This window comes from Niastella vici (genome assembly GCF_002077945.1).
In the GTDB taxonomy this organism is placed as follows: domain Bacteria; phylum Bacteroidota; class Bacteroidia; order Chitinophagales; family Chitinophagaceae; genus Niastella; species Niastella vici.
In genome coordinates, this window is sequence record NZ_LVYD01000013.1 from 169292 (window position 1) to 189589 (window position 20298).

The following is a 20298-nucleotide window of genomic DNA, read 5'->3' on the forward strand; positions in this document are numbered from 1 at the left end:
CCTCCTTGTTTTTTATCCGCCGATAGGCGGATCCCCGTGAATGCGATAGCATGAACGGCCAGCGTTTTGGTATTACCAAAACATAGCTGGCTACCCGAAATTCAAAGCTGCCTGCCTGATCTCAGGCTTTGCTTTTGGCTGTGCTGGTGATGAATAAGCCAGTCGTTTAAATCTTTATGGTTCTGATAAAAATCACTGCGATCTATGTATTTATCACGGTTCCATTGCAAGGCCTGTTTTTTGCAGTTCATACCGGCAGTGTCTCTGTCTAAAATCAAATGAACCTGGCTGTATTGTTCCATTAGGGAACGGCTTTTTTCGAAAAATGAAAGTGAGTTTAGTATCAGGCAATTTGACAGTGGAGCTGTTAGATTTTTATTGACTGTGCAGAAGGAAAGGAAGCTGAAAAAGCCTTCAAATACGGCAACATCATCTGTTCGATTGTCAATAAAAGTTATGTCTTTTGGCGCGCTGCTGCCTTTAAAATGTGCGTTCCGCAGCTCATACCCTCCGGCATTATTTTGAAAACCGATAACAGTATGCTTTTTGCCATACAAAAGGAAGTCAACTTCCTTACAAAAGCGACCGGCAATTTCTAAGGGGATGCACCTTTCTTGCAGGTAGTTCAAAAGCTCTTTTGCTGCTAGGGGGCAGGAATCCAGCACGACAATTTTGCTGTCTGTGGTCTCTTTCTTTTCACCAGCAGAACGGGAATTTGCACCTGGAAAGTTGCCAGAAACAGTAGGCGGGTGAAAAGAAAGAACCGGGCGAGCCTGGTACTCCGACAAACGATCAAGCAGCTCGCTAACGGAACAGGTATGGTAAAGTGTTCCGAAATCAATCAGATCACCGCCTTTGCCGGTAGCATGATCGTACCACAAATTCTTTTGCCGGTTTACTTTAAAGGAAGGTGTTTTTTCATCCTTCAATGGTGATAGGTACCAAAAATCCTGGTTCCTGATCTTTTCCGGTCGATGGCCTAATGAGGCCAGATAATTGACAAGGTCAATTTCTTTGGCTTGTTCACATTTTAATTTTTTCATACACATGATTTTCGGTTCACAATTAAAAAGGAACAATAAAAAAGGCCGGCAGGCATTGAGTTTCAAGCTACAATGCTTGCCAGCCGCTTCAGATCAGCCAGAAAGTGGTTCGAGAAATGTTCGATAGGGACTACTTCGACCGCCGAAGCCTTGGCGAAGGCGGTCAGCAACAAAGTTACAAACCCGCATAGAATATTGATTTTATGCGGGTTTTTTGTTTTTGGTTGGCACAACCTGACAAAGAGTTACCCGCTTATACAACCGCTTGAAGGGGGACACGAGGGGGACAAAGAGAAATTCTTATTTTGTCCCCCTCGAGATTCTGAAACCCTTGCTGATACTGGGTTCCACCGAATTGAAGTAGTGATGTGGAGGACTTGAGCGAAGGAAACAATATTCGGTTAACTTAAATGTGATTGTATGAGTAAGGGAATTACAAACCTATTCATTCGTTTCCGGCTGTACCGGAAATACTCCAAAAATGGCAAGTTTGCTATTTATGTGCGTTTTACAATCAACCAAAAGAGGGTTGAATTATCTACTAATGAGTATGTGGCAGCTATTGCCTGGGATGTCGAAGGGCAATTTGTAAAGGGGAAAACAGACGAGGCGCAGACCATTAATCGCCGCCTGGCGCTTATTAAAGGCGATCTGCACAAAAAGTATCTGCAGCTGGAAGCACTGGGCAAACCCATTACTGCGGAGATCTTAAAGAACCTGTACCTGGGAGTTGACGAAAACCGGAAATCGCTACAGGAGGCGATAGATATCTATTACGACCGGTTTGCCGAAAAGGTAGCCAGTGGGCAGAAATCGAAACACAGTCTGAAATGTGTACACACCACGCGGGAGAAGTTAAAAGCGTTCACCAAACATCAGTACAAAGTAACCGACCTGCCGCTGAAGGAAATAAAACCAGCCATTGCCGGAGATTTTGAGCATTTCCTGGTAACCCATGAAAAAGGCTGTAACAACACTGCTATGAAGTACATCCGCATCCTGAAGCGGGTGCTAAAGTTTGCGGTTGACCAGGGCTGGCTGGAAACGAACCCGGTAGGGCGGTTTAAATGTACGTATGTAGAACCATCCAGAGAACGGCTGACGATGGAAGAAGTAATGACCCTGTATCATAAGGAGTTTGCGGTTGAACGGTTAGCCGAGGTAAGGGATGTATTTATTTTCAGTTGCTACACCGGCTTTGCCTACCAGGATGTTTACAACCTGACATCCGATAATATAGTAACCGGCATCGACGGTGAAAAATGGATCGCCACTGACCGACGCAAAACCGGTACGCCCGAACGGGTACCACTGCTCCCTATTGCATTGGAAATTGTCGAAAAGTACCGCACCCATCTTTGGTGCCGCAGTAAGAACCGCCTACTACCGGTAAACACCAACCAGTGTTATAATGGCTACCTGAAGGAGATAGCCGAGTTATGCGGAATTAAGAAGTACCTCACCACCCATATGGCGCGACACACGTTTGCTACGACAATTCTGCTGGAGCAGGATGTTCCTATTGAAACCGTTAGCCAGCTATTAGGTCATCGTAGTATCCGCACTACGCAGATATATGCCAAGGTGAGTCAGAAGAAGGTAAGCCAGAATATGAAAATGTTGAAGGAGAAGCTGGCTGGGATGAATGAGGTGAAGGAAAGTAAAGGATAGTTCAATTATTATTTGCGGTTTGTATTGCAGGCTCCTTTTCAGGAATGGAAGGGGCCTGTTTATGGCCGTATGCAATTCTATTTCCTACACTATACCTTCACTTAATCATTGCCCGTATGAATCTTGATCATTATCAATTTAAAATAGCACCCGATTATCATGAGTATGAGTTTTATAGTGACGGTCCGCGCGGTCGGATAAAAAAGATGGTGGTATTTAGCCTGGTAAAATGGAAAGGGATATTATTTTATAATCTGGCATTTGGCGATTACATTGATGAGCTTAATAAACTGAATGACGATTCAGTTAGTAATAATGGAGACAGGCAAAAGGTTTTGGCTACTGTGGCCACCATTGTTATTGATTTTGCCAATCATTTTCCCGATGCTTTAATATTTGCTACAGGAAGTACACCCGCCCGAACGCGGCTTTATCAAATGAATATTAACCGTCTATGGGATGAAGTAAAATTGCTGTTTCAAATTTATGGCGTGAGATCAGATGGCATAATGGAGTTGTTTCGACCAAACGAAAACTACCATGGCTTTTATGCCAGGCGTATTTTACACTAATTAATATTTTGTAACTTTAGATGCCTTAAATACATAAATATGTCAAAAGATAAGAAAACGATTAAGCCAGTATATAAACCCGGTATTATAAGCGAAGACGTAAAGGATCTCAGTAATGACCCTTTTGTAATAAAGAAAAACGAAATGGCTATAAAAATGGTTGAGCGGGTTGGTTTTCCGAAAGAGTTTTTGAAGAAGAAATAAAATCAATTCTAGATTAAGACCTGCATTACGTGCAGGTCTTTTCTTTATAATAGTTAAAATAAAATAGCCGCAAGCATCAAACACTTAGCACCTAAAATCATATCTATTCTGCATTAGTTACAATAACAACATTTTTCTAATGAGTCAAGCCACCTCATTTCTTATTCAACAGGAACCAAGGCTTTCAACAAAAGAAGCTGAAAAAATCATTGACAATATCTTGAAAAAATTGGGTATTAAACTTCAATCAAAAGGAAAGCAAAAGGAATTTATTATTAAAAACCAAGGAACAGAGAAAGAGGAAAAGAGAAGATATTTTGAATTAGTAAAAGATGTCAGAACGCTTGGAATTTGTAAATTTATTCAAGATCCGATAGATCAAAATGACTTGATTTTTGGAGGAACATTGGGACTATCTACTCCAAATTGGCAACTATCTATAGTTACAGAATGGGCTGGATATAAAAAATCACTAAATGGCCCTTGTAGGAGTGTTCCAAGTGAAATTGAATTTTCGGAAGATATCGAATTTTACAAGGAAGAAACTTGCATTGAAAGTTCGAACCATGATTTTGTAATGTGTGCACGAAATTACAGAGGATATCTATTATCTACGATAGCGCTTATTGACAGTTATATAAATAGACATATTCTTTTTCATGCATTTAAAGGTCGTAATACCACTAATTTTCACTTACTGAAAGAATCAAGAAACACTGAAGAAAGAATAGAACTATTTATAGATGAATTTTGTTCTTTTCCATTTTCGGAAGTTAAGCAAAATCTTATGTGGGACCATTTTAAGAAATTGAAAGCCTTAAGGAATGAAGCCGTCCATTCATTAAGTCCATATCTTGGTATCGAACTTAAAGAAATTGCTTTTAATCTTAACCTTTCAATACATGGAGTAGGTTCATTATTGAAAAAGCTTCAAGAAGGACAAGGGCGAATATCTCTAGGTTTTATTGAAAGGGTAAGAACATCACCAACAATTCATTACAATCAGATAACATTACGAGCAGATGGCAATCATCTTGAAGAAAAATTTTTCAATAAAGTTAATAGAGGATGATGCTTATTTGCAATAGATTTTCATTTTAATAAATCTCCTCTATTCGAATCAAAAGAGAGTTTATATGCTGTCCGCAGTTAAAAACAAATATTGACTCACTACAGTACTGAGGGTTAAACTTATAGGCAAAATCAAATAATGATTTTTTCCAATTCCAATATAATACCTTTTTCCTCGAAGTTTTTCAAAAAAGTCATAGTCTCATCCTGCGGTCGGAAGATTTCTGAAAAGCCAGAGGCATTAGGATCTTTCACCCTTTCAAATACAACCACATACTCATTGGTATTGGGGTTGTAAACACATGTTTTAAGTTTAAACAAAGATTCATACTTTGCTTCTGCATTACTATAACTAACGTCGCCGTTAGAAATGGTAATTCTTTCGGTCTTTACTTGCCCAAGCCCATTTTTAAACTTCATTTTCCAGGCTCCATTAAAGGTTTTGATTTCAGATTTTTCTTTCAAGATGCTCAGTTCATTTACGAGGGCAGCTTTTATATCTTCCGAAACCCTTAGAGATTGTACCTCATTTTCAATCCGCCTTTTTAACACTTCCGTATCGTTCCTCAATTTTTCATTCTCATTAGTTATTTGACTTTCGCTTTTATGAATATTCTCTACCTCTTCAATACTTTGTTGCAATCGAGTTTTGAGTTCAATATATTTACTAAATGATACCCCTCCCTCTTTTGCTACAGCTAGCGCCCAGGTGCTCCCCCACCTAAAATTCCAGGCATTATACGCTGAAATCACATTCCGAATGATTGGAAAGGCAAAAGTATAAACGAGGGACACTACTATTGGTAGACCCCAAAATTTTATAAACGTCCTGTTCTTGTCAATCATATCCAAAAAAGATGTATAACCATCGAGCTGCAATTGCTGACTTTTATAAAACATTAGCCCTATAACGATTCGCCAATTCGTAACAAGCCATGCAATAATGAATGAATAAATCAAGGGACTTCTTAACCGGCCTCCTACCTCCTTAAATAAGTCAGTAAATTTTTTTTCCATAAGCAGTGAATTAATTTTTCAAAAGTTACTATTTACTTCATAATTTACCATAAATCGTCTTCATTATTAACCTCTTATCTTTCCAGGACGTCCCACCTCTTTTCACGCCTTCCCGAAGCTTTACTTTGTACAGGTAAACCTATTTGTGAGAACGTAAACAGTGATGTATGAGTGAGGTAAATAACAATGCACCGTTTTTGCTAATTCAGAAACCTCAGGAACTAATCAAATTATTTGAGGGATTGATTGACCGTAAGATCCGGGAAATCGGTACCCTAACCCCAACACCGCCCATCAGTGTGGCTGGTGAATCTCCCTTCCTTTCCACCAAGGATATTCAGAAGATTTTCAACGTCAGTCGCCAGACAATAAACGACTGGCGTAAGTCCGGTCTGCTGCCTTCCATCAAGATAAAATCCCGACGGTATTTCATCCGGGATCAGGTGCAGGCCCTGCAACAGAAATGGGTAACATCAGGTAATCAGTAAACATTATTAACCATGTAAATTTTACGCGTATGGCTACGTGGGCTTTGACTTGTGCAGAAGCGAAAAAAATTGATCTGGTGGATTACCTGGCCAGCCTTGGCTACCACGCACAAAAAGTATCACACCCGGATTACTGGTTTCTGTCACCATTCCGGGTAGAAAAGACCGCCTCCTTTAAGGTCAATCGAAAGCTGAATGTGTATTTCGATCATGGTACAGGTATGGGCGGTGACCTGATAGATTTCGGTACCCGGTTTTATAACAGTTCAGTATCAGAATTCCTGCACCGTATAGCCGGGCAACTGAACCGGAATACGCTTTCTTTTCACCCGCCAATGCAGACCTCAAAAGAAGATTTGCAGCTCCCCGTTCGTGATACATTTTCTGCTGGTGAAAAGAAAAAAAACCGGGACGGTAAAATCCTCATTATTGACGACCATCCGATAGCCTCTAATCCGTTGTTAGAATACCTTAAAAAGAGATGCATCCCCGTGGAAGTTGCAGATCGCTTTTGCCGTGAAGTAGACTTCCTTTTGTATGACAAAAAACATACAGTAATCGGCTTTAAAAATAACGCTGGCGGATATGAATTACGCAGCGAAAATTTCAAGGGTAGCAGCTCCCCGAAAGAGGTAACTTTTATTGACAATCGAACAGACAATGTTGCCGTATTTGAAGGCTTTTTCAGCTTCCTTTCTTTTTGCACTGTCAATAAAAATCAAACAGCCACACTGACAAATTGCCTGGTATTAAACTCCCTCGCTTTTCTTGAAAAGGGCCGTCCATTAATGGAAAAACACAGGCAGGTGCATTTTTTCTTAGACCGGGATACGGCAGGTAAAAAGCATACCCTTCAGGCTTTGGAATGGGATAAAGAGAAGTACATCAACCGTAGCAACTATTATGAAAACCATAAGGATTTAAACGAATGGCTTATTCATAATAACCACAACCTAAGGCAAAGCCTTAGACCAGGAAGACTGCTTTGAGTTTTTAGTAGCAAGCTATGGTTTTGTCGGACCAAAACCTTTTTCCCTCATCCGCCTGCCGGCGGATTCTGGATCATTTGAAAGACAATCATTTTTAAAACTAAAGTGAAGAAGGATTATGAAGCAGATGTATCAAACGATCAAAAACAAGGGCGGACGCCCTAAAAAGCACCTTAAGAAGGATTGCAGGGTAAGCGTTAGGTGTTCCTATATCCAGCGCAAGGCCATCCAGGCGAAAGCAAAATCGGTAAAATTTTCTGTATCGGAATACCTTTTAAAAATGGGCCTGACCGGTAATATTGACAGGCGTGAAAAGGTATTGCCAAAGGAAGTTTTACAGTTAATTGGAACACTTAATCACACTGCTGCCAACCTCAATCAGATCGCCAAAAAACGAAATGGTATTGAGCCGTTAACGGCTTTTGACCGGGCCGATTTACTCGTTCAATCAGGCACGCTGAAACAGCTTACTGAAACCATAAACAACTACCTGAAATGATCGGCAAAGTCATCACTGGAAATTCCTTTTACCACTGCTTTAAATACTGTCTGGAAGATAATAAAAACTTATCTGAAGAACAGAAGCTAGAGCTGTCTAAAAAGGATAATGTACAACACAAGGAGCGGGCCGAAGTGCTGTATTATAATAACTGTTTTGGAAACGTAAACGAGCTGACCAGCCAGTTCAGCGAAGTCAGCAAATTAAGCCGCCGGGTAGAAAAGCCTGTTTTTCATTTCACGCTTAGTTTGGCACATGGGGAAAATCTCTCCAAAAATCAGCTGATAGAAATTGCTCAGGCGTGTACAGAGTCATTTAAAGTAGATCAAAACCAGTATGCCGTCATACTGCATAAAGACACACATGCGCAGCACATCCATATCGTTGCCAACCGGGTGGGTTATGATGGCAAGGTGGCCAGCAACAGCAACAACTATCGACAAATGGCTAACCTGTGCCGGAAGTTGGAAATAAAGCATCAGTTAAAACAGGTGCTAAATCCGCGGCCCTTCTTACCCAAAGTACAGCGATTGATTCCCCGGCAAAACGCCCGGATGGATCGATTAAAAACGAACATCCGCCAGGTGCTGCAGCAGGTAAAAACGATCGAACAGTTTGAGCAAAAAATGAACTCCCTGGGCTACCAGGTATTAAAGGGACGGGGTATTGCTTTTATCGACAATAAAAAAGTAAAGATCAAGGGCAGTGAAGTCGGATACTCATTAATGACAATTGAGAGATTGCTCAGTCAGGAACAAACACAAAAACTGGTGCGGAAAGCGCAACAAGGTGAACCGGAAGGGTTGCCCAAACAAAAGCAAACCGGGGCCTCGAATAGTTCAGGGAAGGGGGTGCAAAAAGTGGTTGAAAAAATGCCGGAAAAGCAGAACGAAATACCGCTGCCCGGTATGCATAAAAATCAGCTACTCGAAGCATTGCTGAAGTCTGAGCAGGTAGATGCGCCTGGTCCATTTTTATACAAAAAAAAGAAAAAGAAGAAAAAACACGGACACCAGCTGTAACAGAATCATTTAAATCAAAAAACTATTATTTATGAATGAAGATAAATATGAAACATTGGAGCTGGCAGTAAAAGAGCAAGCGGAGGAACTGACAAAGCTCAGCCAGCAAATACAGGATCTTGTTTCAATTGTAAGTATCTTAAAGGATACCGTAGGCAGTTTTTCAGAAAAACTGGCTACCCAAAAGATAACAGCTGAAGCTGATACCCGGCCGGTTCAGAAAATTGTAGACAGCGCATTTTTGAAGATAAACTTTATGTTTGAAAATGCCCTGCAGAATAAGCGACCCAATAATCTACAGGTATTCTTTCAATCGGATGCCAAAAAATGGGCGGTGATAATGGTTATCACTGTTATTTTCCTTACCTATTCATATTGGTTTAGCCTCCACTACCTGGGAAGTTAAAACTAACATAAAGACCTTTATGTAAAAGCCCTGATGTAGAAACATCGGGGCTTTTGGTAATGGTACTGATTAGTGATATTTTAAATGAAACAGTGTGTATTTCCAACTTAATCCTCACTACCATTTTTCAATAGCCGCTCATATTTATTTTTATAATGTAAAATATAGCAATCTGGCCAGGCTCTTACACTTGTACCGAACATTAATTGATCCAGTTGCGCCAAAAACATTTGATTGCCTTTTATATCCCAGCAGAATTCAACCATCCTTTCCAGCATTTTGCACAACGTGTCAAAATTGAACGTTCCTACTTCCTGTTTTAATTTGTCGGCAACATCACTTGAGGCAAAGGCCCTCAATACCGATGCAGAAGCAGTTGGGTAATATCCAATGAAATCGTCAAATTGCGTACCTCCTAAAAGATAATAGACTACTACTGCGATCTGTTCATCATAGCTTTTAACATCCCTTTCTTCACTCAAATATTTTTCTATTAGATCTAATACACCACCTTCTGTAAGTTCATTGTCTTTGTCTTTATTGCCCATAAATTACGTTTGAAGATTAGGTAAACACTGTCTATCCATGGGCATAAAGATGCGCCGCTGACCTAATAAGGCATAAGACATAACGATGTGTATCTAAAAGCTGGCTTCGGCAAAAAAGGTCATCAGGCCAATTACCTGTATAACAAATGCCAGCTTCCAGCCAATCTTCCAATTCCCTATCGATGTATGTTGTGGGGTACTTTTCAAAAAAATCCGTAACCCCTTTTTGCGGCTTCTTCATTTGTTCCTGGCTTAAAACAGAGACTGTATACGCATACGGGTTCTTCTTCCCGGTAGTTTCAGTATTATCTCCATGAATAATATATAGGGCATCGACCATTACAAGCAGATCGTCATGAAATGTCTTAAGCTGTTCGCGTTTATCAGCTTCATCATATGCGCAGCATTCAGTCAAAAGGCCAATAACCAACCAGGCTTTTATCTGATCGCTGGTGAACAACCCTTCAGGTTTAAACACTTGCTTTATTACATATACAGGATCTTCTTCGGCATATTCTATAAGCCTTTTTTGCTTACATAAATTTAGATCGGAGATTTCATTTGCCGCAGGATCTTTGGCGAAAGTGGAAGTATCATGCTCATTTGGTATTCCATTAGGGGATGTTGAGAGCTGTTTAGATTTAAGCACAAACGCCGCTTCAACAACCTCCTCCATTTTTTCATAAAAATAAATATGATTGCTTCGCTCAAGCGGTTCACTTGCAATGCCCCCGGGACTCGATATAATTGTGGTTAACCACTGCCATAATATTTCACGGGTTTCATTTAAATGATAACCCTGAAAAAAATCATCAAAAACAAGAAGGGGATTGTTTAGTTGTTCCTCAGTGAGGCGTATCGGCTGGTTGTACCATTGAGGGTGATTGTTGTGGGCTTTACCGTAAAAGGATATCCCAGGACGGGAATTGGTTAATGGCTCATTCATGTGAAAGAATTTAGGTTAATGAAATAGTTTATGAGCCTAAAAAGAAAGGAAGGTTCCCGGGGCGGATTAAAACGGGCCGAAAAACTAAAGGGTTGGAACCTACCTGCCTTTCGTCCGACGGGCTCTGACAAAGCCCCCGCTTTCGCGGCCACATTCAAAAGACATAAGTAGGCCCAACCCTATAGTGCAATATAGGAATTGGGCGCTTACTTTGCCTCACATGTGGTGAATTGTCAGATTCGTCGGGTGAGACTCAGTATTCGCAATACCAATAACGGTACCCAGTATGTTTATTTTTAGGGTATCTGTTATAAAGTTACAATGCTTAGTATTACTAAGCAAGAAATTTTATAGATTTCTTTCCTTGGGACTAATATGACTAGTCCGCAGAAAACAAAGTTTGAAATGGCTGTGATCGATAAGGTTACGGAAATGCGAAGAAAAAAGAACCTGTCTCAGGATGAGATTGCCATCATATTAGGTTTAAGCAGGGGATATATAGGCCAGATTGAAAGTCCTAATAGCCCTAGTACATATAATATAAATCACCTTAATAGACTTGCTTACGAGCTCGGCTGTTCGCCTCAGGACTTTATGCCTAATAAACCGATTGTAGAAGAAGGCTGGGATTAATTTTATCAGGAATTAAAGCCTGATCCCTTTTCAAAAGGTATATTTCAGATTTATTTCTGGCCTATTTCTAATTCCCGTATTTTCTTATCCACAGCTTTTGCCAAGAGCCGAAATCCTGACTGTCGTGCTGTTTCGGCTAAATTGGTAAGTGTAATAAGCAGCTGTCTTAATTCACCTTTATCACCATAATGGTATAGCCCTTTATCCTTAAAATTATTGATCTCCTCCACCCAGGTATCTTTAGTTTTACCGTTCACAGCATGAAACAACTCAGCTACAGATTCAAACTTATTCGGCTTTGTGTAATCGATCTTTTCTAAATTCCCTTTCTCAGCCAGCAGATCAAAAAGGATCAGAATTTGCCTTTTTGTAAACACCCCCTTTTGCTTTCCCTTCAATTCATTTGTACCGGAAAGGACGGTACCGTTATATTCAGTAAAGTAATGGCAAGTATTGTTGTATACCTTATTTTCGAGACGGCATTGAACGATGGTTATTTCCGGGGCTGGCATGTTGCCAGAACCGTTAATTTGGTCAATTGCATTATGTAGGGCTTTTTTAAAGTCGATCTCAACATCGATTAAGAAATCCTGCAGTATGGTATGGTGCCGGTTGATCAGCTGTTTATTTAGCTGTTCGACAAGCAATGGATAATACCAGTCACCTAGGGTAAAAACGTAATACAAAACAGCGGTAATACAAGAGAAAATGTACTTAATGGCGTGCAAGGTGCGGTAATGTGTGATGTATGCCAGCGGTAAAGCAATCAGAGAATCGTGCCTGCTTTTGGCCTTGAAGAGTTGGTAAAGCCTATAGTGACCTAGTAAACGTTGGGATATGTCCTGGTTATACCATCCTGACCATTCCAGGAACCGGCAACCGAGCAGGCCAGTTATATTATTCAACTTATCTTTCCAGCTATAATCACGATCAGGTGATTTCACGGGATGCAACACACTTAAATCCATACTTCACAATTTTCTATTTAAAAATAAGGAATAAAATGTCAGTTTATGTAAAGTAACCCCTTCAAAATTTGTAAGGGTCAAAATTTTATCTGGGGATCGTCAAGTTAGAATTGCAATACCACAATTCATCACCCAATAGCCTGCCGAGCGCTTCCCTATGATTTTATCAATACTTTATTTTTAAACCTATAATGCTTACAAGTTCGATCGTAAGTTATTGATAATGAACCGAATGTTTTTAATTTTAGAATGTTATTCCTTTTCTTTTACGAAAGAGCCTCGCATACACATAGCTGACATTTAATAAAAATTATTATTACATTAGCCATCAAGTGTAAAATTGTACTTTACCCTGATTTATGAACCAGCACCCTGAACAACTTGCCCGTGATAGAATTGACCAATTGCTTTTGGCCAGTGGCTGGATTATTCAAAGCAAATCCAAAATTAACCTGGCTGCAGGTGTGGGAGTAGCGATCAGAGAATATCAAACTGATATCGGGCCTGCGGATTATGTGTTGTTCGTAAACAGTATACCTGTGGGTATCATCGAAGCCAAACGGGAAGAAGAAGGTGAACATTTAACCGTACATGAGGAGCAAAGTGAAGGTTACGCTACAGCAAAACTCAAATACTTAAACAATGATAAACTCTCCTTTGCTTATGAGAGTACTGGAGAAATTACTCGTTTTACTGATTACCGCGATAGAAAACCGCGATCAAGGCCAGTATTCACGTTCCATCGTCCGGAGACTTTTGCTTCATGGCTAAAATATGACAAATCTCTACGCTCCCGGCTCCATGATATTCCAGCTCTGCCCATAGATGGGTTAAGAGATTGCCAAATAAACGCCATTACGAATCTCGAAACATCTTTTAAAGATGCGCATCCCAAAGCCTTGATTCAAATGGCCACCGGTAGTGGCAAGACCTTTACAGCTATTACTTTTATTTATCGTTTATTAAAGTTTGCAAAAGCCAAGCGCATTTTGTTTTTGGTAGATACCAAGAACCTGGGCGAACAGGCAGAGCAGGAATTTATGGCCTATGTGCCCAATGATGACAATCGAAAGTTCACTGAACTTTATACGGTTACGAGGCTGAAGAGCAGTTATATTCCTGACGATAATCAGGTATATATTTCCACCATTCAACGGATGTATTCAATTTTAAAGGGCACGGAATTAGATGAAAGTGCAGAGGAAGAAAATCCCAACGAACGGTCTTCCCCGAAAGAGCCAATACCCGTAGTGTATAATGAAAATATTCCTGTCGAATTTTTTGATTTTATAGTGATAGACGAGTGCCATCGTAGTATATATAATTTGTGGAAACAGGTACTGGATTATTTTGATGTATTTCAAATTGGCCTGACAGCAACTCCTGATAACCGTACTTTTGGTTATTTTAATCAAAATCTCGTAAGTGATTATGGGTATGAAAAAGCAGTAATAGATGGGGTACTTGTCCCTTACAATGTATTTACCATCGAAACGAAAATAACCAAACAGGGAGCAGCCATTGCCATGGGAGAAATGGTGGATAAACGAGAACGGTTGACAAGAAAAAAATTCTGGGAAGCGGTTGATGAAGACATTCAATATGTTGGAAAACAGCTTGATAAAGACATAGTTAACAAAAGTCAAATCAGAACAATTATAAGGGCGACGAAGGAAAACTTGCCTCTTATGTTTCCCGACCGTATAGATAAAGAAGGCAAATTTGAAGTACCCAAAATGCTCATTTTTGCCAAAACAGATAGCCATGCAGAAGATATCATAGAAATCGTTCGGGATGAATTTGGTGAAGAGAATAAATTCTGTAAAAAAATAACTTATCAAAGCAAAGAGAATCCCAAAAACATACTTAGTGATTTTCGCAACGATTATTATCCACGCATTGCAGTAACGGTAGATATGATTGCCACTGGAACAGATATACGTCCGCTAGAAGTACTATTATTTATGCGGGATGTAAAAAGCAAAAGTTATTATGAACAAATGAAAGGCCGTGGCACCCGTACTTGTTCATTGGAGCAGTTAAAAGCTACTGGCACGCCATCCGCAAAATATACAAAAGATCATTTCGTTATCATCGATGCGATTGGCGTAGAACAAAGCCAGAAAACTGACAGCCGACCGTTGGAAAAAAATCCCGGTATGAGTTTGAAGGATGTGTTGCAAAATGTGGCGATGGGCAACACTACGGAAGACATTCTTTCTACGCTGGCAAATCGTTTAATACGCTTGGATAAACAGATCAATGAAAGGGAAAAACAGCAATTTACAGAGCAAGCAGGGGGAAAAAACATAAGCCAGGTAGTGAAGCAATTGTTACATGCATACGACCCTGACACCATTGAAAATTTAAGAATCAGTGTTCAGAGAGAGAAGCCTGGTGCTTCGCCTGACGAAATCAATGCAACTTTTAACACGCAGCATTCAGAAATAGTTAATGAAGCAGTTGTTATTTTTAATAACCCTGAACTGCGGGACTACATTGTTGATATTCGAAAAAAATACAACCAAGTAATTGACCATATCAATATAGATGAAATAACCAATATAGGGTGGGTAAAAGACCAGGAAGCAGCAGCCGAACTCACCATCAGCAACTTTACTACATGGATTGAAGCACATAAGGATGAAATTACAGCCTTGCAAATCTTTTATAACCAGCCATACCGTCGACGCGAGTTAACCTACAATATGATCAAAGATCTTTGTGAAAAAATAAAAACCGAGCAACCTTTGTTGGCTCCAGATCATGTGTGGAAAGCATACGAACAGCTGAAGCAGGCGGAAGGATCAGCCAAAAACGAACTTACTGCACTGGTAAGCATTATCCGTAAAATTAGTGGTATTGATAAAAAATTGACAGTATACGATAGAATAGTTGATAAAAACTTCCAGCAATGGATTTTAAAGCAAAATGCCGGACAACATAATCGTTTTACTGAAGACCAAATGAAATGGCTACGCATGATAAAAGATTATATTGCAGGCAGTTTTCATGTTGAAAGAGATGATTTTGAACTCGATCCCTTTAATAAGGAAGGCGGGTTGGGCAGATTCTACCAGTTATTTAAGGAGAATAGTGAAAAGATATTGGACGAGTTGAATGAGGTGTTGGTGGCCTAAGGGAGCTGTGTTTATAATGTTTTAATTTAATATGATAAGTTGTAGGTCTAATGTTAATCATCATTACCTCGCACACTTGTATTGCATAACTTAACTAAAGAATGAACGTACCGAAAAATAAAAAGCAATTACCAGAAAGTTGGGAAAAAGTAAGGTTGGGCGAAATAGCCACCTATATAAATGGAAAAGCTTTTAAACCTATTGATTGGAGTAAAGAAGGGTTACCAATAATTCGCATACAAAATCTTAATAAAGAAAATTCACATTTTAACTACTGTAACTTCAAGGTTGAAGATAAATATTATGTAAAAACTGGTGATTTATTATTTGCCTGGTCTGGTACGCCTGACACATCTTTTGGCGCTCATATTTGGAAAGGAGAAAATGCTGTTTTAAACCAACACATTTTCAAAATTGAAATTATCGAAGAACTAATTGATAAAAAGTATTATTTATATGCGCTCAATAATAAGGTAAAAGAATTTGTAAACAAAGCACATGGCACGGCAGGTTTAGCCCACATAACAAAAAAAAATTTTGAAGACTCTGAAATTTTTCTTCCTCCCAAAGCTATTCAACAAGCAATTGTTTCCAAAATTGAAGAGCTTTTTAGTGAGCTAGACAAAGGCATAGAACAATTAAAAATAGCCCAGCGGCAATTGAAAACCTACAGCCAGGCTGTATTGAAATGGGCATTTGAAGGAAGGTTTACTAATGAAAATGTAAAAGATGGAAAATTGCCAGAAGGATGGAAGCTTGTGAAATTAGATGATGTTTGTTCGAATGTTGAATATGGGTCAGCCGCAAAATCTAAAGAACATGGTAAAATACCTGTACTTCGAATGGGTAACATTCAAAATGGGAGATTTGACTGGAATGATTTGGTATACACCGATGATGATAATGAGATAAAGAAATATCTTTTAAAAAAGAATGATGTTCTATTCAATAGAACAAATAGCGCAGAATTGGTTGGAAAAACTGCAATATATAAAGGAGAAAGACCCGCGATTTTTGCAGGATACCTTATTCGAATAAACTTAGACAAAAACTTGGTAGACGCTGATTATCTAAATTATTATCTTAATTCAAAAGCGGCAAGGGAGTACGGTAATACTGTAAGGACTTTTGGTGTAAATCAATCAAATATTAATGGAACGAAACTTAAAACTTACCCAATACCTATTGCACCATTAAATGAACAAAGCTTAATTGTCCAAGAAATCGAAAGCCGCCTCAGCGTAGCTGATAAAATTGAAGAAACCATTAAGCAAAGCCTACAACAAGCAGAAGCATTAAGGCAGAGTATTCTAAAAAAAGCGTTCGAGGGTAAACTGATAGATTCCGATTCAATCGATACAGTCAAACAAGAAGCTAAAGTAATCCCATTAGAACGAAAAGTACTGGCAGGAAAGATCATTCATTTACTTCATGACGAAAAATACTTTGGGTTAACTAAATTTCAAAAAACACTTTACCTGGTCGAAAATTATGCAGAAGTGACCTACGAAACAAATTTCCTCCAGGATAGGGCTGGCCCTCATGATAAGGAATTTACAATAGCATTTCGTAAAGAAATGCAAGATAGAGACTGGGTGCAGGAAGAACAAAGAGGTAAGATTACCAAGTTTACTCCCGGTGATAATATTGGTTCTTTGATAAAGGACTATGCAGTCTATTTCAGAGAAAAAGGAAAACAAATTGTTTTTGTAATTCAACAGCTGAAAGATAAATCAACACATGAGTCTGAATTAATAGCAACCTTATATGCGGTTTGGAACAACCGGCTAATTAAGAAGAAGCCAGTTAAAATTAATTTACTAGTAGAAGATTTCTTCAATTGGTCACCTAAGAAAAAGGAAGAATTTCAGCCGGAGGAAGTATTGACAACTTATAAATGGATGAAACAAATAAAATTTGTACCGAGCGGTTTTGGAAAAATTATTGGCACATATTAAATCTCATCAACACTTCCTCCAAACAATCCACTAATATCAGGGACGTTTTAAAGAAAAAAGAAGATTGGGATAAATAAAATAGTATGAGCAACAATAGTACTACAAATACATCTAGCATCGTTTCGAAAATATGGGCATTCTGTAACACACTTAGAGATGACGGCGTCGGGTATGGCGATTATTTAGAACAGCTTACTTATCTACTATTTTTGAAAATGGCAGACGAGTATAGTAAGCCTCCCCATAACCGCACTATGCCTATACCCAAAAAATTTAATTGGGAAAGCCTGGTAGGCAAAAGTGGCGACGATCTCGAAACCCATTATAGTAAACTGCTTCGCGAGCTCGGTAATGAGAAAGGTATGCTGGGACAGATATTTATTAAGAGCCAGAACAAAATTCAAGATCCTGCTAAGCTCTATAAACTCATAGCCCTCATTAATGCAGAAGAATGGGTGCTTATGGGCGTAAAAGATAAAGGCGATATCTACGAAGGTTTGTTGGAGAAAAATGCAGAAGATACTAAAAGTGGCGCGGGACAGTACTTTACCCCAAGGGCGTTGATCAAAGCAATAGTAGAGTGTGTTCGCCCCGAACCCAATAAGACCATTGCAGATCCAGCTTGTGGAACAGGAGGATTCTTTTTGGCTGCTTATGATTGGCTTACAGAAAACGCATTGCTGGATAAAGCCCAAAAACAATTCCTGAAATATAAAACGTTTGCTGGTAATGAAATTGTAGCCAGTACCCGTCGGCTGGCATTAATGAACTTGTTCCTGCATAATATCGGAGATATTGACAGCGATACCATCATTTCGCCTAACGACTCCTTAATTGGAGCACCGGACACTAGACATGACTACGTACTTGCCAACCCTCCTTTTGGTAAAAAAAGCAGTATGACTTTTACCAACGAAGATGGAGAACAGGAAAAAGAAGACCTTACCTATAACCGCCAGGATTTTTGGGTAACCACCAGCAATAAACAACTCAATTTTGTGCAGCATATTAAGAGCATGCTCAAAACAACCGGTCAGGCGGCAGTGGTATTGCCAGACAATGTATTATTTGAAGGTGGCGCTGGTGAAACTATAAGAAAAAAGCTACTCGAAACAACTGAGCTTCACACAATATTACGGTTACCCACTGGTATCTTTTATGCCAATGGTGTAAAGGCAAATGTGCTGTTCTGGGATGGTAAACCATCCAGTAAAGATCCCTGGACCAAAGATATATGGGTGTATGACTATCGTACTAACATACACCACACACTAAAAAAGAACCCGTTAAAGCTGGATGACCTAAAAGATTTCATTAAATGTTATAACCCGGCTAATAGACACAAGAGAAAAGAAACATGGAGCGAATCAAATCCTGACGGTCGATGGAGAAAATTCTCTTACGATGAAATCATATCTAGAGACAAAACATCTCTTGACATTACATGGATTAAGGATAAATCACTTGCGGACCTTGATAACCTTCCTGATCCGGATGAATTAGCTCAAGACATTGTAGACAACCTGGAAGCGGGCCTGGAAAGCTTTAGAACAATTATTGCTGCGCTGAAAGGAAAATAGGGTCATTTAATCTAGCAAATGTTAGATTATTTAACACTTGTGCATCGGATTATAAGTTACATATCATTAAGGACTCAAATTAATCTTAAAGTAATTAAAAGTTTTTATGGAGGAATTAGATCAGTTACAAAAAGAATGGATTCTAATAATTGCCGCCAGAGAACTGTTAAGTATAGTAAAGAAAAGGCCTAACGTTTCTTATGAAGATGCGATAAAATTTGCAAAGCAAAATGCTGAACGAGTTTTTGCATATTCGAATACTGATTTTTTCAGAAAAAGTGTATTAGATAAGCTTTATGACAAATTCAAACAGGAAGCAACTGCAAAATCCATTGAAATCGGAAAGGATGTCTCTCCGGATATGCTTATCCAAGAACGAATAAGCGAATTAGATAGTCTAATATCCGTTTATCCTGAAGATGAATCTCCACAAGCATTAGAAAAAGAAAGAAAATCTTTACGCAAACTATTAGCGGAGTCAAATGATAATATCTTAGGACTTGAGAGAGTTACGGAACATCAAGCAATCATATATGACTCCATTGTTACTAGGGCTAATAAGCAATTCGTAAATAGTCATCTGGGTAAATTTAACCAGTACGTTGATAAAGATAATGGTAGTGTATTTAGAATCAATATACTACATCCCAATCCTTCGGAAGCTATAACAGGAGCAGATTTGATTTATGAATATTATGATGTAAAGAAAGAAATGGTAAGGATTTCGGCTATTCAGTATAAGATTTGGGAGAATGAAGTGTTATATATAAAAAGGGCAGGGAATATTTTAACTCAATTAATAAAAATGAAAGGTTGTTTCTGTGAAAAGGATTTTTGCAAATCTCCGGAAGACTTTGATAATAATGAAAGTTACCGAATGCCATTTTGCTCTGCATTCTTAAGGCCTACTGATAAACTTCAAGATCCGCAGAAATTAATTACCTCCGGCTACCATGTGCCTATATGTAATCTAAAAAAGATTGGAGAAGGAGAATTTGAATATAAAATTGATATTGATTCTATTAGAAAGTTTTCTTTAAAGGCTCAAACATTTGAAGAGCTATTTAATGAAGAGATGGTGGGATCTAGATGGTTGAGGATCGACGAATTGCAATCTTTTTATATGGAGTCTAAGGTGATTGAGCCAAATCAAAGAATAATTCTATATGCGCAAAATGCTGTTGCGTAAGATTAGAGCTTTAAGAGAATAGTTGGCCTTTTTTATGATTGGCACTAGAACTACCGTTTGGAATTTTCGCAAATCTTTACTTGCTTTTACAAGATATATATCCCATTTATTCTCTACCTTCAAGTCACTCAAGAACTCCCCTCACCACCCATTTTTCGAGTGGGCGCCGGGTGAGCAGCGAAAAGCGCTTAGTGTAACAAGTTGATAATATGCGGGTTTAAAGATATAAAAGCAGTCCTGTCGGGACTACTTCGACCGCCGAAGCCTTGGCAAAGGCGGTCAGAAATAAATCGAATAACCCGCATAGAATATTGATTTTATGCGGGTTTTTTGTTTTTGGTTGAGTAGATAATT

19 protein-coding genes are annotated in these 20298 nt (G+C 39.0%); 14 read left to right on the plus strand and 5 right to left on the minus strand.

Translation table 11 applies throughout. From position 1 onward, the window contains the following. Positions 1 to 101 precede the first annotated feature (101 nt). The gene (locus tag A3860_RS06235; RefSeq protein WP_245843486.1) at positions 102 to 1043 is read right to left on the minus strand and encodes a toprim domain-containing protein; all 942 of its coding nucleotides are present in this window, start codon (positions 1041 to 1043) and stop codon (positions 102 to 104) included. A 420-nt stretch (positions 1044 to 1463) separates the two neighbouring features. On the opposite strand from A3860_RS06235, the gene A3860_RS06245 reads away from it, so the two are divergent. From A3860_RS06245 to A3860_RS06255, 4 genes are all read left to right on the plus strand, one after another. Then, positions 1464 to 2714 carry a site-specific integrase gene (locus A3860_RS06245; RefSeq protein WP_081145691.1) on the plus strand — a complete coding sequence of 417 codons (1251 nt, stop codon included), beginning with the start codon at positions 1464 to 1466 and terminating at the stop codon, positions 2712 to 2714. Between the two features lie 116 nt (positions 2715 to 2830). After that, positions 2831 to 3286 carry a DUF6934 family protein gene (locus A3860_RS06250; RefSeq protein WP_081145692.1) on the plus strand — a complete coding sequence of 152 codons (456 nt, stop codon included), beginning with the start codon at positions 2831 to 2833 and terminating at the stop codon, positions 3284 to 3286. Positions 3287 to 3325: 39 nt separating this feature from the next. Further along, entirely contained in the window at positions 3326 to 3490 is a 165-nt protein-coding gene (locus A3860_RS40950; RefSeq protein ID WP_158085152.1) for a hypothetical protein, read from the plus strand. Positions 3491 to 3629: 139 nt separating this feature from the next. Further along, positions 3630 to 4562, plus strand: a complete 933-nt coding sequence (locus A3860_RS06255; protein WP_081145693.1) for a hypothetical protein — start codon at positions 3630 to 3632, stop codon at positions 4560 to 4562. A gap of 131 nt (positions 4563 to 4693) precedes the next feature. Here A3860_RS06255 and A3860_RS06260 read toward each other — a convergent pair whose 3' ends face one another. Then, on the minus strand, positions 4694 to 5578 hold the full coding sequence (locus A3860_RS06260; protein WP_081145694.1) for a CCDC90 family protein: 885 nt from the start codon (positions 5576 to 5578) through the stop codon (positions 4694 to 4696). Between the two features lie 167 nt (positions 5579 to 5745). On the opposite strand from A3860_RS06260, the gene A3860_RS06265 reads away from it, so the two are divergent. From A3860_RS06265 to A3860_RS06285, 5 genes are all read left to right on the plus strand, one after another. Next, the gene (locus tag A3860_RS06265) at positions 5746 to 6066 is read left to right on the plus strand and encodes a helix-turn-helix domain-containing protein (protein WP_081145695.1); all 321 of its coding nucleotides are present in this window, start codon (positions 5746 to 5748) and stop codon (positions 6064 to 6066) included. A gap of 29 nt (positions 6067 to 6095) precedes the next feature. Beyond that, on the plus strand, positions 6096 to 7055 hold the full coding sequence (locus A3860_RS06270) for a toprim domain-containing protein (RefSeq protein WP_081145696.1): 960 nt from the start codon (positions 6096 to 6098) through the stop codon (positions 7053 to 7055). Between the two features lie 118 nt (positions 7056 to 7173). Further along, entirely contained in the window at positions 7174 to 7554 is a 381-nt protein-coding gene (locus tag A3860_RS06275; RefSeq protein ID WP_081145697.1) for a plasmid mobilization protein, read from the plus strand. Continuing rightward, positions 7551 to 8576, plus strand: coding sequence for a relaxase/mobilization nuclease domain-containing protein (locus A3860_RS06280; RefSeq protein ID WP_081145698.1), 1026 nt, complete (start codon positions 7551 to 7553; stop codon positions 8574 to 8576). Before A3860_RS06275 ends, A3860_RS06280 begins: the two co-directional genes overlap by 4 nt. A gap of 31 nt (positions 8577 to 8607) precedes the next feature. After that, positions 8608 to 8982 carry a tropomyosin gene (locus A3860_RS06285; RefSeq protein WP_081145699.1) on the plus strand — a complete coding sequence of 125 codons (375 nt, stop codon included), beginning with the start codon at positions 8608 to 8610 and terminating at the stop codon, positions 8980 to 8982. Between the two features lie 107 nt (positions 8983 to 9089). On the opposite strand, the gene A3860_RS06290 is transcribed toward A3860_RS06285, so the two are convergent. Next, complete coding sequence (locus A3860_RS06290; protein WP_081145700.1) at positions 9090 to 9530, minus strand: hypothetical protein; 441 nt, start codon at positions 9528 to 9530, stop codon at positions 9090 to 9092. Between the two features lie 31 nt (positions 9531 to 9561). After that, on the minus strand, positions 9562 to 10476 hold the full coding sequence (locus A3860_RS06295) for a hypothetical protein (protein ID WP_081145701.1): 915 nt from the start codon (positions 10474 to 10476) through the stop codon (positions 9562 to 9564). A gap of 405 nt (positions 10477 to 10881) precedes the next feature. Between A3860_RS06295 and A3860_RS06300 the strand changes: the two genes are divergently transcribed. Continuing rightward, a complete protein-coding gene (locus tag A3860_RS06300; protein WP_158085153.1) occupies positions 10882 to 11109 on the plus strand; it encodes a helix-turn-helix domain-containing protein in 228 nt (75 codons plus the stop codon). 50 nt (positions 11110 to 11159) lie between these two features. Here the strand turns inward: A3860_RS06300 and A3860_RS06305 are convergent, their stop codons facing one another. Beyond that, positions 11160 to 12077 (minus strand): hypothetical protein, encoded by a 918-nt coding sequence (locus A3860_RS06305; protein ID WP_081145703.1) that lies wholly within the window; start codon positions 12075 to 12077, stop codon positions 11160 to 11162. A 359-nt stretch (positions 12078 to 12436) separates the two neighbouring features. Between A3860_RS06305 and A3860_RS06310 the strand changes: the two genes are divergently transcribed. The 4 genes from A3860_RS06310 (at position 12437) to A3860_RS06325 (ending at position 19944) form a co-directional block, all read left to right on the plus strand. Further along, on the plus strand, positions 12437 to 15217 hold the full coding sequence (locus tag A3860_RS06310) for a type I restriction endonuclease subunit R (RefSeq protein ID WP_081145704.1): 2781 nt from the start codon (positions 12437 to 12439) through the stop codon (positions 15215 to 15217). 101 nt (positions 15218 to 15318) lie between these two features. Beyond that, complete coding sequence (locus A3860_RS06315) at positions 15319 to 17175, plus strand: restriction endonuclease subunit S (RefSeq protein ID WP_081145705.1); 1857 nt, start codon at positions 15319 to 15321, stop codon at positions 17173 to 17175. A gap of 83 nt (positions 17176 to 17258) precedes the next feature. Further along, positions 17259 to 18755 (plus strand): class I SAM-dependent DNA methyltransferase, encoded by a 1497-nt coding sequence (locus A3860_RS06320; RefSeq protein ID WP_081145706.1) that lies wholly within the window; start codon positions 17259 to 17261, stop codon positions 18753 to 18755. A gap of 106 nt (positions 18756 to 18861) precedes the next feature. Next, the gene (locus A3860_RS06325; RefSeq protein WP_081145707.1) at positions 18862 to 19944 is read left to right on the plus strand and encodes a hypothetical protein; all 1083 of its coding nucleotides are present in this window, start codon (positions 18862 to 18864) and stop codon (positions 19942 to 19944) included. The last annotated feature ends 354 nt before the right edge of the window (positions 19945 to 20298 follow it).

What these genes read in the sequence shown, in the direction of transcription:
- A3860_RS06235 (WP_245843486.1), bottom strand. Translation starts at nt 1,043, where the DNA reads ATGAAAAAATTAAAATGTGAACAAGCCAAAGAAATTGACCTTGTCAAT.
- A3860_RS06245 (WP_081145691.1), top strand. Translation starts at nt 1,464, where the DNA reads ATGAGTAAGGGAATTACAAACCTATTCATTCGTTTCCGGCTGTACCGG.
- A3860_RS06250 (WP_081145692.1), top strand. Translation starts at nt 2,831, where the DNA reads ATGAATCTTGATCATTATCAATTTAAAATAGCACCCGATTATCATGAG.
- A3860_RS40950 (WP_158085152.1), top strand. Translation starts at nt 3,326, where the DNA reads ATGTCAAAAGATAAGAAAACGATTAAGCCAGTATATAAACCCGGTATT.
- A3860_RS06255 (WP_081145693.1), top strand. Translation starts at nt 3,630, where the DNA reads ATGAGTCAAGCCACCTCATTTCTTATTCAACAGGAACCAAGGCTTTCA.
- A3860_RS06260 (WP_081145694.1), bottom strand. Translation starts at nt 5,578, where the DNA reads ATGGAAAAAAAATTTACTGACTTATTTAAGGAGGTAGGAGGCCGGTTA.
- A3860_RS06265 (WP_081145695.1), top strand. Translation starts at nt 5,746, where the DNA reads ATGAGTGAGGTAAATAACAATGCACCGTTTTTGCTAATTCAGAAACCT.
- A3860_RS06270 (WP_081145696.1), top strand. Translation starts at nt 6,096, where the DNA reads ATGGCTACGTGGGCTTTGACTTGTGCAGAAGCGAAAAAAATTGATCTG.
- A3860_RS06275 (WP_081145697.1), top strand. Translation starts at nt 7,174, where the DNA reads ATGAAGCAGATGTATCAAACGATCAAAAACAAGGGCGGACGCCCTAAA.
- A3860_RS06280 (WP_081145698.1), top strand. Translation starts at nt 7,551, where the DNA reads ATGATCGGCAAAGTCATCACTGGAAATTCCTTTTACCACTGCTTTAAA.
- A3860_RS06285 (WP_081145699.1), top strand. Translation starts at nt 8,608, where the DNA reads ATGAATGAAGATAAATATGAAACATTGGAGCTGGCAGTAAAAGAGCAA.
- A3860_RS06290 (WP_081145700.1), bottom strand. Translation starts at nt 9,530, where the DNA reads ATGGGCAATAAAGACAAAGACAATGAACTTACAGAAGGTGGTGTATTA.
- A3860_RS06295 (WP_081145701.1), bottom strand. Translation starts at nt 10,476, where the DNA reads ATGAATGAGCCATTAACCAATTCCCGTCCTGGGATATCCTTTTACGGT.
- A3860_RS06300 (WP_158085153.1), top strand. Translation starts at nt 10,882, where the DNA reads ATGGCTGTGATCGATAAGGTTACGGAAATGCGAAGAAAAAAGAACCTG.
- A3860_RS06305 (WP_081145703.1), bottom strand. Translation starts at nt 12,077, where the DNA reads ATGGATTTAAGTGTGTTGCATCCCGTGAAATCACCTGATCGTGATTAT.
- A3860_RS06310 (WP_081145704.1), top strand. Translation starts at nt 12,437, where the DNA reads ATGAACCAGCACCCTGAACAACTTGCCCGTGATAGAATTGACCAATTG.
- A3860_RS06315 (WP_081145705.1), top strand. Translation starts at nt 15,319, where the DNA reads ATGAACGTACCGAAAAATAAAAAGCAATTACCAGAAAGTTGGGAAAAA.
- A3860_RS06320 (WP_081145706.1), top strand. Translation starts at nt 17,259, where the DNA reads ATGAGCAACAATAGTACTACAAATACATCTAGCATCGTTTCGAAAATA.
- A3860_RS06325 (WP_081145707.1), top strand. Translation starts at nt 18,862, where the DNA reads ATGGAGGAATTAGATCAGTTACAAAAAGAATGGATTCTAATAATTGCC.